This is a genomic window from uncultured Aliiroseovarius sp. (assembly GCF_947492455.1).
Taxonomy (GTDB): domain Bacteria; phylum Pseudomonadota; class Alphaproteobacteria; order Rhodobacterales; family Rhodobacteraceae; genus Aliiroseovarius.
Genome location: NZ_CANLNB010000003.1, coordinates 210,315 through 224,278, shown reverse-complemented (window position 1 = coordinate 224,278; position 13,964 = coordinate 210,315). Strand labels below are relative to the sequence as shown.

At 60.1% G+C, this 13,964-nt stretch carries 11 protein-coding genes; 10 read left to right on the top strand and 1 reads right to left on the bottom strand.

Going from position 1 to position 13,964, the window contains the following annotated elements; genetic code table 11:
* Window positions 1-2: 2 nt before the first annotated feature.
* From ureC to Q0677_RS07775, 10 genes are all read left to right on the top strand, one after another.
* Window positions 3-1,712, top strand: coding sequence for an urease subunit alpha (gene ureC / locus Q0677_RS07820; RefSeq protein WP_298908079.1), 1,710 nt, complete (start codon window positions 3-5; stop codon window positions 1,710-1,712).
* Between the two features lie 10 nt (window positions 1,713-1,722).
* The gene (locus Q0677_RS07815) at window positions 1,723-2,160 is read left to right on the top strand and encodes an urease accessory protein UreE (protein WP_298908076.1); all 438 of its coding nucleotides are present in this window, start codon (window positions 1,723-1,725) and stop codon (window positions 2,158-2,160) included.
* Window positions 2,144-2,797, top strand: a complete 654-nt coding sequence (locus tag Q0677_RS07810; protein ID WP_298908075.1) for an urease accessory UreF family protein — start codon at window positions 2,144-2,146, stop codon at window positions 2,795-2,797. The genes Q0677_RS07815 and Q0677_RS07810 overlap by 17 nt, the downstream gene beginning before the upstream one ends.
* Window positions 2,794-3,405 carry an urease accessory protein UreG gene (ureG, locus tag Q0677_RS07805; RefSeq protein WP_298908072.1) on the top strand — a complete coding sequence of 204 codons (612 nt, stop codon included), beginning with the start codon at window positions 2,794-2,796 and terminating at the stop codon, window positions 3,403-3,405. The genes Q0677_RS07810 and ureG overlap by 4 nt, the downstream gene beginning before the upstream one ends.
* A 102-nt stretch (window positions 3,406-3,507) precedes the next feature.
* The gene (locus tag Q0677_RS07800) at window positions 3,508-5,235 is read left to right on the top strand and encodes an ATP-binding protein (RefSeq protein ID WP_298908069.1); all 1,728 of its coding nucleotides are present in this window, start codon (window positions 3,508-3,510) and stop codon (window positions 5,233-5,235) included.
* Window positions 5,235-6,575 carry a sigma-54 dependent transcriptional regulator gene (locus tag Q0677_RS07795; RefSeq protein WP_298908066.1) on the top strand — a complete coding sequence of 447 codons (1,341 nt, stop codon included), beginning with the start codon at window positions 5,235-5,237 and terminating at the stop codon, window positions 6,573-6,575. The genes Q0677_RS07800 and Q0677_RS07795 overlap by 1 nt, the downstream gene beginning before the upstream one ends.
* Window positions 6,576-6,697: 122 nt before the next feature.
* Complete coding sequence (gene dctP, locus Q0677_RS07790; protein WP_298908063.1) at window positions 6,698-7,708, top strand: TRAP transporter substrate-binding protein DctP; 1,011 nt, start codon at window positions 6,698-6,700, stop codon at window positions 7,706-7,708.
* 57 nt (window positions 7,709-7,765) lie between these two features.
* A complete protein-coding gene (locus Q0677_RS07785; RefSeq protein WP_298908059.1) occupies window positions 7,766-8,398 on the top strand; it encodes a TRAP transporter small permease subunit in 633 nt (210 codons plus the stop codon).
* 10 nt (window positions 8,399-8,408) lie between these two features.
* Window positions 8,409-9,809, top strand: a complete 1,401-nt coding sequence (locus Q0677_RS07780; protein ID WP_298908056.1) for a TRAP transporter large permease — start codon at window positions 8,409-8,411, stop codon at window positions 9,807-9,809.
* 203 nt (window positions 9,810-10,012) lie between these two features.
* Window positions 10,013-10,483 (top strand): hypothetical protein, encoded by a 471-nt coding sequence (locus Q0677_RS07775; RefSeq protein ID WP_298908053.1) that lies wholly within the window; start codon window positions 10,013-10,015, stop codon window positions 10,481-10,483.
* Here Q0677_RS07775 and Q0677_RS07770 read toward each other — a convergent pair.
* Window positions 10,480-13,920, bottom strand: a complete 3,441-nt coding sequence (locus Q0677_RS07770; protein WP_298908051.1) for a polysaccharide deacetylase family protein — start codon at window positions 13,918-13,920, stop codon at window positions 10,480-10,482. The genes Q0677_RS07775 and Q0677_RS07770 overlap by 4 nt on opposite strands.
* Window positions 13,921-13,964: the final 44 nt, after the last annotated feature.

Genomic DNA, 13,964 nt, shown 5'->3' with positions numbered 1-13,964 from the left:
CCATGCCCGCCACCATTTCCCGCCAAGACTATGCCGCGATGTTCGGTCCCACCACGGGTGACCGGCTTCGACTGGCTGACACCGAACTTGTGATCGAGGTCGAACGCGACCTGACCAGCTATGGCGAAGAGGTGAAATTTGGTGGCGGCAAGGTGATCCGCGACGGGATGGGGCAGTCTCAGGTCGCCCGTGCCGCGGGTGCCGTGGATACCGTCATCACCAACGCGCTGATTGTGGACCATTCGGGTATCTACAAGGCGGATGTGGGATTGAAGGACGGGCGTATCCACAAGATTGGCAAGGCGGGCAACCCGGACACGCAGCCCGGCGTCGACATCATCATCGGCCCGGGTACCGAGGCCATTGCAGGTGAAGGCCGCATCCTGACCGCCGGTGGGTTCGACAGCCATATCCACTATATCTGCCCGCAACAGATCGAAGACGCGCTGCATTCTGGCCTGACCACGATGCTGGGCGGCGGGACCGGCCCGGCCCACGGCACGCTGGCCACCACCTGCACGCCCGGCCCGTGGCATATCGGGCGGATGCTACAGGCCGCTGATGCGTTCCCCATGAACTTGGCCTTCGCTGGCAAGGGCAACGCGTCCCTGCCCGCCGCGCTTGAGGAACAAGTGTTGGGTGGCGCCTGCGCGTTGAAGCTGCACGAAGACTGGGGCACCACGCCCGCCGCCATCGATTGCTGCCTTTCTGTGGCCGATGCGATGGATGTGCAGGTGATGATCCACACTGACACGCTGAACGAAAGCGGGTTTGTCGAACACACGGTGAAGGCAATGAAGGGCCGCACGATCCATGCGTTCCACACCGAAGGTGCGGGCGGTGGCCATGCGCCAGACATCATCAAGATTTGCGGCGAAGACCATGTGCTGCCCAGCTCGACCAACCCTACTCGCCCGTTCACCGTGAACACGTTGGAAGAGCATCTGGACATGCTGATGGTCTGCCACCATCTGGACAAATCCATCCCCGAGGACGTCGCCTTTGCCGAAAGCCGCATCCGGCGCGAGACGATCGCCGCCGAGGACATCCTGCATGACATGGGCGCGTTCTCGATCATTGCGTCGGACAGTCAAGCGATGGGCCGGGTCGGCGAGGTCCTGATCCGTACCTGGCAAACCGCCGACAAGATGAAGAAACAACGCGGGCGGCTGGCCGAGGAAACCGGCGACAACGATAACTTCCGGGTCCGCCGCTATATCGCGAAATACACGATCAACCCGGCAATTGCGCACGGGATCAGCCACGAAATCGGGTCGATCACCGAAGGCAAGCGTGCCGATCTGGTGTTGTGGGATCCTGCATTCTTTGGCGTGAAACCTGAAATGGTTCTAATGGCAGGCACCATTGTGATGGCGCAGATGGGCGACCCGAATGCCTCGATCCCGACGCCGCAACCAGTGTATTCGCGCCCGATGTTCGGCGCCTGTGGCCGTTCAGTCGAGCACTCCGCCGTGACCTTCGTCAGCGAGGCGGCGCAAAGCGCAGACATCCGGTCCAAACTGGGTTTGGCCAAGCAGACCGTCGCCGTCACCAACACGCGCGACATTGGGAAAAAAGACCTGCTTTTGAACGACGCCACGCCAGTGATGGAAGTGAACCCCGAAACCTACGAAGTCCGCGCGGACGGTGAATTGCTGACCTGCCAACCCGCCGATGTGCTGCCCATGGCCCAGCGCTATTTCATGTTCTGAGGAGCGAATGATGCATCTTCCCACCACCCGCAAAGTGACCCAAAGCCATCATGGAGATGACCACGTAACGCTGGACTATGACGCTCGGTTCCTGCGCCGCAAAGTGCTGACCAGCAATGGCGGCATCCAGTTCCTAGTCGATCTGGACCAGACGGCATCCTTGAACGGGGGCGATGCGTTCCAGCTTGAAGACGGAAGGCTGATCGAGGTCGTCCCGGCCAGCGAGGCCCTGATGGAAGTCAAGGGCGATTTGACCCGGCTGGCGTGGCATATCGGCAATCGCCACACCCCTTGCCAGATCGAAGACGGCCGCCTGCTGATCCAACATGATCACGTCCTACGTGACATGCTGGAGCAACTCGGCGCGACGCTGCGCGATGTCGTCGAGCCCTTCACGCCCGAAGGCGGCGCATATGGTCACGGACGGACCCATGGCCACGCCCACTGACGCACAGATCCTGACCCTGACCCAATGGCTGTCACCCGCTTATCCCGTGGGGGCGTTTGCCTATTCGCACGGGTTGGAAGCCGCTGCCGATCAGGGCTGGGTTACGGACGCGTCCAGCCTTGAGTCGTGGTTGGAGGACGTAATCTGGCACGGTGCTGGACGGTCCGACGCCCTTCTTTTGGCAGCCGCGTGGCAGGCAGAAAGCACCCAAGACATCGCTCAGATCGATGCAACCGCCCGCGCCTTCGCGGCCTCTAAGGAACGTCTTTTGGAAACGACCCAGCAGGGCGCAAGCTTTGCCTTGGTCACAAGTGACATCTGGGGCGGCGAGTTGTCTGGACTGACTTACCCCGTGGCGCTTGGCGTGGCCGCGTCTTGCCACGGGCTGCCTTTGACCCTGACCCAAACGATGTATCTTCAGGCCTTCCTGTCCAATCTGGTCGCCGCCGGTCAGCGGCTGTTGCCCGTTGGCCAAACCGCGGGTCAAGCCATGCTGCGCCGCCTGTCCAGCACCCTGCCTGACCTCGCCCAAGAAACCGCGCATGGCGACTTGGATCAGCTTGGCGCGACCGCCTTCCTGTCCGACATCGCGTCGATGAAACACGAAACCCAATACTCAAGGATCTTTCGCTCATGACCAGCCCGAACGGCCCCCTTCGCATCGGTATCGGCGGCCCGGTGGGTGCCGGGAAAACGACCTTGACCGCCGCTCTGTCCGAACTGTTGCGCGATACGCACTCGATCGGCGTCATCACAAATGACATCTACACGCAGGAAGATGCCGAGGCCTTGGTGCGATTGCAGGTCCTGCCCTCGGACCGGATTATCGGGGTCGAGACCGGCGGCTGCCCGCACACGGCCATTCGCGAAGATGCCTCAATCAACCTTGCCGCCGTGGCCGAGATGGTCGACCGACATCCGGATGTGGAAATCGTGTTGATTGAAAGCGGCGGTGACAACCTGTCCGCCACCTTCAGCCCCGAGCTTGCAGACCTCACTATCTATGTGATCGACGTCGCCGCGGGCGAAGAAATTCCGCGCAAAGGCGGACCTGCCGTCACCCGCTCGGACATTCTGGTGATCAACAAGACCGACCTTGCCCCCTATGTCGGCGCGAGCCTCGAGGTGATGGAGCGCGATTCTGCCCGGATGCGCCCGAACCTGCCCACACAGTTCACCAACTTGAAAAACCGTGAAGGGGTCAATGAGGTCTGGACCCACATTCGATCCATTGGCGGCGTTTAGCATGCGCCAGAAGGATTGGCAGGGCCGGACAAGGCCTGCCCCTGAATGCGGCTCGGTAAGGAATAACTTGCTTTCCCATGCGTTTCCGGCCAATCGATGGGCATGCGCTTGCGATCGCTAATCCTTCCAATCATCGCGACCGCCGTCGTTGCGACCATCCTGTTCAGGATGTCCTACGGCTATTTCCAGTCCGAGGAACTGACCAAAGCGCAGGGGCGTCTGTCGCTCTATCAAAGCTCGGTCTCGGGCGAGTTGGAGCGGTTTTCCCACCTGACATATGTGCTGGCGCGTGATCCGTTTGTGATCGAAACCGCGAAGGGCGGGTCAACTGATCGCTTAAACCCTCGGATCAAGGATTTCGCGGCCCGTGCGGGGCTGGATGCGATTTACCTGATTGACCCCGACGGGCTGACGATTGCCGCCTCAAACTATCAGGAGCCCAGCAGCTTCATCGGGCAGAACTATGCGTTCCGACCGTATTTCCAAGACGCTCTGTCCGGCGCGCAGGGTCGGTTTTACGCCATCGGGGCAACCACGGGTCTGCCGGGGTACTTCATCGCGGATGCGGTTCATGACGTGTCAGGTCAGATGCTTGGCGTGCTGGCGATCAAGATCAATCTGACGGGGCTGGAAGAAAACTGGATTGGCTCGGGCGAACGCGTGTTTTTGGCCAACAAGGACGGGGTGGTCTTGCTGGCGTCAGACCCGTCATGGCGCTATCGGGTGTTGTCACCGCTGTCGCCCGATAGGCGTCAGGAAATCGTAGATGCGCGGCAGTTTTCCGGGCAAGACTTGGCGCTGCTGGACTGGTCCGTGCTTGCTGATCAACGTGCCCGGATTGGCGGTTCAGAACATCTGCATCTGGTGGCAGATGATCTTCCGCACGGGTGGCAGCTGCATTTCTTTGCAAGCGACGTTCAAGCAAGCACGCGGGCGTGGTTGGTCACCGCCATTGCGATGATCTTGGCTGCGGTTGCCTTCATCCTCTTTCAGATCCAGCGTGCGCGGCGGGTGGATGCGGAATTGCGCCGCTCCGAACGGGAAGAGGCCGAGCTGCGACAGGCAAACGAACGTTTGGCCACCGAAATCACCGTACGGATGACAGCCGAACGTCGCCTGAAGCGGACCCAGAACGAGCTGGAGAGCGCCAGCCGGCTGGCCGCTCTTGGACGGTTGGCCGCGTCTGTGACGCATGAGTTGGGGCAGCCTATTGCAGCCATGCGCAACCACCTTGTGGCGGCTGAAATTGGCGGCGGAGGGGGCGGCAAGCTGACCACGGATATCGGCGGCTTGGTGGACCGTATGGAGGGGATCACGCGGCAGTTGAAGTTCTTTGCCAGCTCGGACGCGGAAGCCTTCAAACAACTGGATCTGCGCGATGCGATCAAGATGTCACTCGATCTTGTTGCACCAAACATTCAGCAGATCGGCGCCGAGGTCGCGTTGGATTTGACGACAGATCCCGTGCTTATTCGCGGCATTCGGTTGCGGGTGGAGCAGGTCATGACCAACCTTCTGCGCAACGCTTTGGATGCCAGCGAAGACCGCGCCGCCCCCAAGCTTGCGGTGCGGGCTGGGGTCTCTGGCACTGACGCGTGGGTCGAGATCGAGGATAACGGGCACGGCATCGGCTCGGCCACTTTGGAAGACCTGAAAGAACCCTTCGTTACCACCCGCGAAAGCGGGCGCGGGATGGGGTTGGGTCTGGCGATCTCGGCCAGCATCGTGAAAGACCACGAGGGCCAGATGACCGCGCGAAATGTCGATCCAGAGGGGGCGGTTTTTCGTGTAACCTTCCCCCATGCGCCCCTAGACGAGGATCAAATCTGATGGCCGATACGCGCCCCTTTAGCGTCTTGATTGTCGATGATGACAAAGCCATGCGCCAATCCCTTGTGGACCTTCTGGCCGCGGCGGGATGGCAGGCCGAGGCGATCTCGCGCGCAACGCAGGTATCTGCAAAACTGGCAGATGGGCCGTGGGACGTGATCTTGTCAGATGTGCAGATGCCCGGCATGAGCGGGCTGGACCTGCTGAATTCTTTGGATCCGGAAACCGCCCCTCCACTGGTGCTGATCTCAGCACACGGGGACATTCCGATGGCGGTTCAGGCGATGCAGGATGGGGCCTATAGCTTTGTCGAAAAGCCCTATGAGCCGCGCCGCCTGTTGCGCATCCTGTCCCATGCGGCCGAACAAAACCGGATGCGCCGCGACAACGCGCGGCTGAAGGATCGCCTGATGCGGTTGTCGGGGTTGGATCGTGTCCTTCTGGGCCAAACAGACGAGGTTGCAACGCTGCGCGAAGACGTGATGGATTTGGCCGACATTGGCGCCAGTGTTCTGATCACCGGGGAAACCGGGACGGGTAAAGAACTGGTCGCCCAAGCTCTCCACGATCTGGGGGGCAACGGGCAGACCCCCTTTCTGGCGCTGAACTGCGCCGCGCTGTCCCCGGACACGTTCGAGGCCGAAATGTTCGGCGTTGCCGGCGAGCGCGAGGGGCGGCTGACGGCGGCCTCTGGCGGGACGCTATTTCTGGACGAGGTCTGCGCCTGTCCCCCTGCCGTACAAGCCAAGTTGTTGCGCGTGCTGGAAGACAAGCAGGTGCTGCCCGTGGGGGCGACGCAGGCCGTGACGACCGAGTTCCGCGTGATCTCGGCCACCAGTGAGGATGTGGCGGCGGCGGTGAAAGAGGGGCGCCTTCGGCAGGACTTTCTGTTCCGCATCAACACGGTCGTCCTGAGTGTGCCGTCCCTGCGGCAACGGCGCGATGACATTGCCTTGCTGGCACGTCATTTTCTGGATGGTTACGCCAAGATTTACGAACTTGCCGTCCCGCCCCTGACCCAAGACGACGTGGCGGCCCTGCTGGCCCATAACTGGCCCGGCAATGTGCGCGAGCTACGCAATGTGTGCGAACGCCGGGTGCTGGCGGCGCGGCGCGGGGGCGGTTCGATGACCCAAGCCATCGAAGCCGATCAGCATTTGGATGACATTCCCGGCACCCTGCGCGAAGCCGTGGCCGCATTTGAACGCGAGTTGATCGGCAAGGCCATTCAGGCCCATGAAGGTCGTATGGATGCGGCTGCCGAAGCGCTTGGGATCGGACGCCGCACGCTGAACGAAAAGATCGTGAAACTGGGTCTCGATAAAGACGCATTGCTGTAGCCAATTTGCCCTGCGGATTTCCGCAGGGCTGGCCAGACAGCGCAGGCAATTTCCCTCATAGTCAGACCAGATCGCGGCGCGGATACTATGCCCACAATTTCGCGATTTCTGGGAGGAATACCATGCGATCGACTTTCAAAGGCGCTGCCCTTGCAGCGCTGTCTCTGACTATTGCCAGCGAAGCCTTCGCCACCGATTGGAACGTATCTCTGTGGGGCAAGCGCCGCGCATTCACCGAGCATGTTGAGAAACTGGCCGAGCTGGTTAGCGAAAAAACCAACGGCGAGTTCACCTTGAACCTCAGCTATGGCGGTCTGTCGAAGAACCGCGAAAATCTGGACGGGATCTCGATCGAGGCGTTCGAGATGGCGCAGTTCTGCGCGGGCTATCACCGCGACAAGAACCCCTCGATCACCGTGCTGGAACTGCCGTTCCTGGGCGTAAGCTCGCTTGAGCAAGAGATTGAACTGTCGATGGCGGTTTACAACCACCCGGCCACGCAAGCTGACATGGCGCGCTGGAACGCGACGCTTCTGATGCCGTCGCCCCTGCCCCAGTACAACATTGTTGGCGCTGGCGATGCGCCTGCGACTTTGGCAGACTTCAAAGGCCTGACTGTGCGCGCAACCGGTGGCATCGGCCAAGCGATGGAGACCATCGGCGCGGTCCCGACCTCGATGTCGGCCTCGGAAGTGCGTCAGGCGATGGACAGCGGCGTGGTCAAGGCGGTCAGCTTCGCCCCGCACGCCCATATGTCCTTTGGCACCATCGAAAACGCGACGTGGTGGACCACCAACCTGAACCCCGGCACGGTGAACTGCCCGGTCGTCGTGAACTCGGACGCGCTGGCCAATCTGTCGGATGACCACCGCGAGGCGCTGTTGGGGTCGGTGGACGAGGCTCTGGCCCACTATGTCGACAACTACAACAACAAGACCATGGTCGCTTGGGGCCCTGCCTTGGAAGAGAAGGGCATCCAGCAGGTCACCTTCCCGGACGCGGAAATCGCCGCCTTCCGTGACGCCGCTGCCGCTCCGGCCGCCGAGGCGTGGATTGCCGACAACACCGCCCGTGGCCTGCCCGCACAAGAGCTGTATGATCTTGTGACCGGCATGATTGCCAACGGCAGCTAACCCAATCGCCCTGCGCCCCCACGGCGCAGGGCTTTCCTTTTCTAACGGAGTGGTGTCATGGCCGGGTCTTCCCTTGTTTTGACCGACGACAGCGTCCTTAGCCGCATTGATCAGAGGCTCTATCGCGTCGAGGGCGCGTTGGCGTTGATCAGCGGGCTTGCGGTGTTTTCCCTGATGATCTTGGCGGTCGTGTCCGTCAGCGGGCGCAACGTCGCCAACCAGCCCTTGCCGGGCTATATCGACTGGATCGAACAGGTCATGCCGCTGATTGCCTTCATGGGCATCTCGTTCACGCAGCGCGATGGCGGGCACATTCGGATGGACATGCTGGTCGGCGCACTTCGTGGCCGCAGCCTCTATCTGGTCGAACTGATCACAACGCTGATCATTCTTGGCCTGATGTTGCTTCTAGTCTGGGGCAGCTGGGCGCATTTCGAGCGCAGCTTCGATTTCGCAGCACCCTTGTGGAGCCGCGACAGCTCGGTCGATATTTCGCTGCCGCTGTGGCCCGCTAAACTTCTCGCCCCCGTCGCATTCTCGGTCCTATGCCTGCGCCTTGTGCTGCAGGTCTGGGCCTATGCACATGCGCTGATTACCGGGGCAACGTCCCCGATCGCTGTGCCACTCATTGCCGACGCCGCCCAACAGGCCGCGATGGAAGCCGAGCACGTCTCGGGCAACGACGCTTAAGGATACTGGTATGGAACCGATTGAAATTGGCCTTGTCGTCTCGGGTGGCCTTCTTGTTCTTGTTATTCTGGGGATGCGCGTGGCCTTTGCTGCCGCGACCGCCGGGATGATCGGGTTGATCTGGATCTTCTGGGCCAAGTTTGGCTACGATCCGGCCCGCTTTGGAAAAGCTATGACGATTGCCGTCAAAACTGCAGGGCAAGTGCCGCATTCCAAGATCTCAAGCCAAGCTCTGAGCCTGATCCCGACGTTCATCCTGATCGGCTACTTAGCCTATTACGCCGGGCTGACCAAAGCCCTTTTCGAGGCCGCGAAACGCTGGCTAGCTTGGGTTCCCGGCGGGCTGGCCGTGTCGACCGTCTTTGCGACCGCAGGGTTTGCGGCTGTATCGGGCGCGTCTGTGGCGACCTCGGCGGTCTTCGCCCGTATCGCCATCCCGGAAATGCTGAAAATTGGCTACAACAAACAGTTTGCAGCGGGCGTTGTGGCCGCTGGCGGCACGCTTGCGTCGCTGATCCCACCTTCGGCCATTTTGGTGATCTATGCGATCATCGTGGAACAAGATGTGGGTAAGCTCCTGCTGGCGGGCTTTATCCCCGGTGCCTTCTCGGCCGTCATCTATGGCGCGCTGATCATCGGCATGGCAATGGTGATCAAAGACTTCGGACCGCCCGTCAAAGGCTTCACTTGGAAAGAGCGCTTCGTATCGCTTCCCCCCGCCCTGCCGATCCTTGTCGTTGTTCTGACCATCATCCTGTTCGTCTATAACCCGTTCGGCGGCGAAGCATGGGGCACCCCGACCGAAGGCGGCGCGATCGGAGCCTTCGTGGTCTTCCTGATGGCGCTTTATCGCGGGATGCGTTGGGCGCAGCTGAAAGACGCGCTTTTGGAAACCGCGAAGCTCAGCGTGATGATCTTCACGATCATCTGGGGCGTGCTGATCTATGTCCGCTTCCTTGGGTTTGCCGAACTTCCGGCCGCGTTCTCGGACTGGATCACTTCGCTGACTATGTCACCCATGCTGATCCTTGTCTGCATTCTACTGGCCTATGCAGTCTTGGGTATGTTCATGGACGCCATCGGAATGTTGTTGCTGACCCTGCCTGTAGTCTATCCGGCGGTTATGGCGCTGAATGGAGGCGAGTTTGTATCCGCCGCGGACAGCACCTTCGGGATGTCCGGCCCGATGTGCGCGATTTGGTTCGGGATCTTGGTGGTGAAAATGGCTGAGTTCTGTTTGATCACGCCCCCCATCGGATTGAACTGCTTCGTCGTGGCAGGCGTGCGCGATGATCTAAGCGTGCAAGACGTGTTCAAAGGCGTAACACCTTTCTTCATCGCGGATGCGATTACCATCGCGCTTCTAGTCGCATTTCCTGCCATCGTACTGTGGCTTCCCGGGCAGGTCTAAGGTTCAACGGAATGGCGGGCTTTGTTGACAGGGTTGAGCGAAATTTCGCACGCCCTGTCGACACATATGGATTTTGATATGTGAACATAGTATTGCCTGATTCCACACCTAAAAGTGGTGACAATGCGATCCAATCCGTTGAATCACCCCAAATCGAGCATAAGTCCCAGCCACCAAACCGATGCCACCATAAGGAGATCAGTATGAACTTGTCGAAATTACTGCGCCCTCTTCTCATCTTGGTGCTCTCGCTCATCGCACCGATTGCGATGGCGGATGTGACCTGCAAGGGCGACTGGCAGCGCGCCGCGTTGACCAACTATGAAAGCTACCCGGATCCGGGCAGTGTCGAATGCGTCAAGTACAATGGTTGCAAATGGGCCGGTCAGTTTTACGGTGTGCGCGGCAAGAAGTCCGAGAAATGGGTCGCCAGCAAAAACATCGCTGCTGTTCACCAAAAGGACTGGCGGCGGTTTGGCGGGAAGCACCTGCGCCTGCGTCAGGGCAACCGCGAGATCATTGTTGAAGTGCTCGATCTATGTGCCGATTCCGATTGCGCTGGATGCTGCACGAAGAATCTTGGTGGTGATGGTTTCCTGATCGATATCGAGAAGTTCACGATGGGGCGCTTCGGATCGGGTTCGGGCACCGTTGACTTTCAGGTGTGCAGTTAAGCCTGCCCGCTGGGATCATCGGTAACCTTATCAACATCAACAACGCGCGCCTGTGCCCGTGAAAGCTCGAGCGCGCTGTTTAGATCAATCGACGACGTGCGCGTGATCTTGCGCCATCCCGTAAAGCGCCCGGTGACCGCACGTGCGATCGAGCGCAGCGCCACCATCCAATAGATTTGCCGATAGAAGAAGCGTTGGGTCAGCACCCAAGGCAGCAGGCGCTTGTCCTCTTTGGGCTCAAGCCCGAATGCGATGGTCGCCAGAACCAGATCTGACAGCAAGTAGGCCACATAGCCGATTGCGACCAGGATCGACGAGCTTTGCAGCGCCGCTCGCGAGCTGTCCGAGAAGAGATCGACCAGCGCGACCAGATTGAAGATCATGACAAGGTCGGCGATGGGCGCAAACAGGGAAAATACCGCCCCGAACAGGAACAGATCGGGGATCGACACCAACCCAACCGCACGGCGTTCAAAGAACGCGCCTTTGTGTTTCCACGCGATCTGCAGCATTCCGAAATGCCAGCGCAACCTTTGACGCATCCACTGCCGGATGGTTTCCGGTGCCTCGGTATAGGCGTGCGCTGCGGGTTCGAAGACAACCTTGAAGTCACTGCGAATGACCGAGACCGTCAGGTCCGCGTCCTCGACCAATGTTTGGGTCATATAGCCCCCAGCCGCGATCACGGCCTCGGTGCGCCATGCCCCGATCGATCCCGGGACAACCATGATCCCGTTCAAGATCTCGTACGCGCGGCGATCGAGGTTTTGTGCCGTAATGTATTCGATGGCCTGAAGGCGGGTCAGAAGGTTTTGCCGGTTCCCGACTTTGACATTCCCTGCAACCGCCCCAACACCCGGATCGTTGAAATGCTTGACCAGCTCTCCGACCGCTTCGGGTGCGATGATCGTGTCGGCGTCAATGGCGACGAAGACAGGTGTGTCGATGTGCCGGATGCCCGTGTTCAGCGCCTCGGCCTTGCCTTGGTTGTCCTGGCGGATCAGGCGCACGCGTGGGTCAGCGCTGAATTGGTCACGGACAACTTGGGCGGTATCGTCCGTCGAGCCATCATCAATCACGATCACCTGCGCAATCGGATAGTCAGACTGCAACACCGACGTCACCGACTTGACGATCACGGTTTCCTCGCAAAAGGCTGGGATCAGGACCGAGACCGGCAAAACCGGATCGCCGCCCTTATGCACGCGCCGCTCTTTGATCAGCGCCAGCACCAAGACGGTCAGGGACCGGAACACACCGGCGGTGATCAGCACAAAGAACGCGGTGGTCACGGCGGTTTTCAGACTGCGGATCAACAAGAATGACAGGCCGCTCATCTGATCGTTTTCGTCCACCAACCTTGCCGGCTGAAGGCGGCTGTCATGGCCTGCGACGTCGGCAATCGACACGATGGAAATCCCTGCGTCTTTCAGAGACTGAATGATCATGGGCAGCGCCTCTACGGTCTGCTCGCGATCCCCGCCCGCATCATGCAACAAAACCACGTTGCCGTGATCGGCCGTGGCGCGCGCGGTGACAGTCTCGGCGATCTGTTCGGCGCCCGGGCGGGTCCAATCGGTCGAGTCGATCTCGATCCCGACGACGACATAGTTCTCGTCTGACAACAGGCTCAGCACCCGCGCTTCGTTGGGCGTCTCGGGGTTTTCATCAAACCCATAGGGCGCGCGAAACAGGTTCGTGCCTGTGCCGGACACGCTTTCGATCAGCTCTTGCGAGGCATGCAGTTCCAGCCTGAGGCGAATGTCCGAAATCTCGGCGATATTGGGGTGGAAAAACGTGTGCACGCCCAGTTCATGCCCCTCGTCGACAATGCGGCGCACGATTTCAGGCTGTTGCTGAACCCGTGTGCCGACCACGAAGAAGACCGCGGGTACATCGTATTCCTTGAGCACATCCAAGATCGCAGGTGTGTACCTCGCGCTGGGGCCGTCGTCGAAGGTCAGGATGACCGACCGCTCAGGCATGTCGCCGCTTTGCGTCACTGTAAACGCGCGCGGGAAATCCAGATAGGTTGCCTCGGTGATCAGGCCGCTCTCGTGATCCAGCTGCAGGATCCGACGTCCCGGCGTTGCGGGATTGTGCCCCGTCAAGAACGGACCTTTGCCGACATAGCGCACATAGGGTGCAGCATCGATCCGTTGCAGCAAGCCCAAAGCGACCCTAGGGTCCGGCACGCCCGGCGCAAGGACCTTCCAAACACCGGGATCCCCGCCCGAGACGGGCCAAAGCGCGATCCCGTCCAGATCGTTAATGGGCAACCGCGACAACTGGTTCTGCGCGCTCAACGCATCCAAGAGCCAGATGTGATGTCGCTGTCCTTCATCATCCAGAAAACGCAGTTCGGTGTTCAGGGCGTCTTGGTCCATGCGCAGGGTTACGTTATGTCGCTCTGCCGTTTCCATAACATCAAAATAGTTCAGATATTCGGGCGCGGAGCGGGCGCTGATCCAGTCCATGCCAAACCCGCCAAGGGCGATGACCACCTTCTCGGCTGGCAGGTCTTCCATAAGCTGCGAGACCTGAGTTTCGAACCATTCCTGAGGCGCAAGCGGCTGCGGCCCGCTGAAGGGCCCCGGTTCATTGAAGGCCAGAACGATCAGCTTGTCCGCCAGATCAGCCGCATTCGGCTCAGCCCAAAGCGCATGCTCCACACCCGCGATAACACAGCTGTCTTTGCCAGCCTCATTCAAGCCAGCCCGCAAGGCAGTCGCAAAACCAGCCCAATCCTGCACCGCGACATTGGTCGCGCCGGACAGGTCCACACACAGCCCATTGGCACTTTCGGACACCGCCAACGAGGTCAGCGCGGCAACCAGATCGGTTTGCATGGCGACCGACGAGAAGACGTTCGGCTGGGACGCTCCTTGGGCAAGTTCGATCTGGGCAACAGGGAAAAAACTGACGCGGGTTTTGTTCAGGTTCCAAAGCTCCTGAAGCTTATCGCGCTGCGGTGTTGCATCATTCGTGACTGTACCGGTTGCGCCATCGATCATGACCCAGTCGCTCATCAAGACGTCAATCGCGTCGATATGCGTTTTGGCCTCGACATATCCGGCCATCGACCACGATGGGACGAACGCATGCACTTTGACGTCTTGAACAAGGTAAAGCGCGTCTTGTGGAACCGCGCCTTCTAACGCCTCGGTCCAAAGCTGCGACGTTGCAGCGTCTTCGCCTTCTGACAGATCTGGGGATCCAGCTGCATCTGACACCTCTGTCCCGGGGGACACAGGCCTTCCAGCCTGAGGCGGCAGCGCGGACCCATAGAGGTGGACCATGAACGACACGAACCAGACCACCACGAACACCAGAAAGACGACGGACAATATGCTGAACAGGACAAGCCGATGGGACGTCGGATCGAAGAACACTGGCTTCGCCTTGCGCTTGTCCTTGTTGTCTTTTTCGCTCTTCAAATCAGTTACCTGTATCGCGTCCCATACTGCGGTGGTGTTTCTTT

Excerpts from the sequence above, each read along its gene's own strand:
- Q0677_RS07775 (WP_298908053.1), top strand. The coding sequence starts at position 10,013 with ATGAACTTGTCGAAATTACTGCGCCCTCTTCTCATCTTGGTGCTCTCG.
- Q0677_RS07810 (WP_298908075.1), top strand. The coding sequence starts at position 2,144 with ATGGCCACGCCCACTGACGCACAGATCCTGACCCTGACCCAATGGCTG.
- ureC (WP_298908079.1), top strand. The coding sequence starts at position 3 with ATGCCCGCCACCATTTCCCGCCAAGACTATGCCGCGATGTTCGGTCCC.
- dctP (WP_298908063.1), top strand. The coding sequence starts at position 6,698 with ATGCGATCGACTTTCAAAGGCGCTGCCCTTGCAGCGCTGTCTCTGACT.
- Q0677_RS07795 (WP_298908066.1), top strand. The coding sequence starts at position 5,235 with ATGGCCGATACGCGCCCCTTTAGCGTCTTGATTGTCGATGATGACAAA.
- Q0677_RS07800 (WP_298908069.1), top strand. The coding sequence starts at position 3,508 with ATGCGCTTGCGATCGCTAATCCTTCCAATCATCGCGACCGCCGTCGTT.
- Q0677_RS07815 (WP_298908076.1), top strand. The coding sequence starts at position 1,723 with ATGCATCTTCCCACCACCCGCAAAGTGACCCAAAGCCATCATGGAGAT.
- Q0677_RS07780 (WP_298908056.1), top strand. The coding sequence starts at position 8,409 with ATGGAACCGATTGAAATTGGCCTTGTCGTCTCGGGTGGCCTTCTTGTT.
- Q0677_RS07785 (WP_298908059.1), top strand. The coding sequence starts at position 7,766 with ATGGCCGGGTCTTCCCTTGTTTTGACCGACGACAGCGTCCTTAGCCGC.
- ureG (WP_298908072.1), top strand. The coding sequence starts at position 2,794 with ATGACCAGCCCGAACGGCCCCCTTCGCATCGGTATCGGCGGCCCGGTG.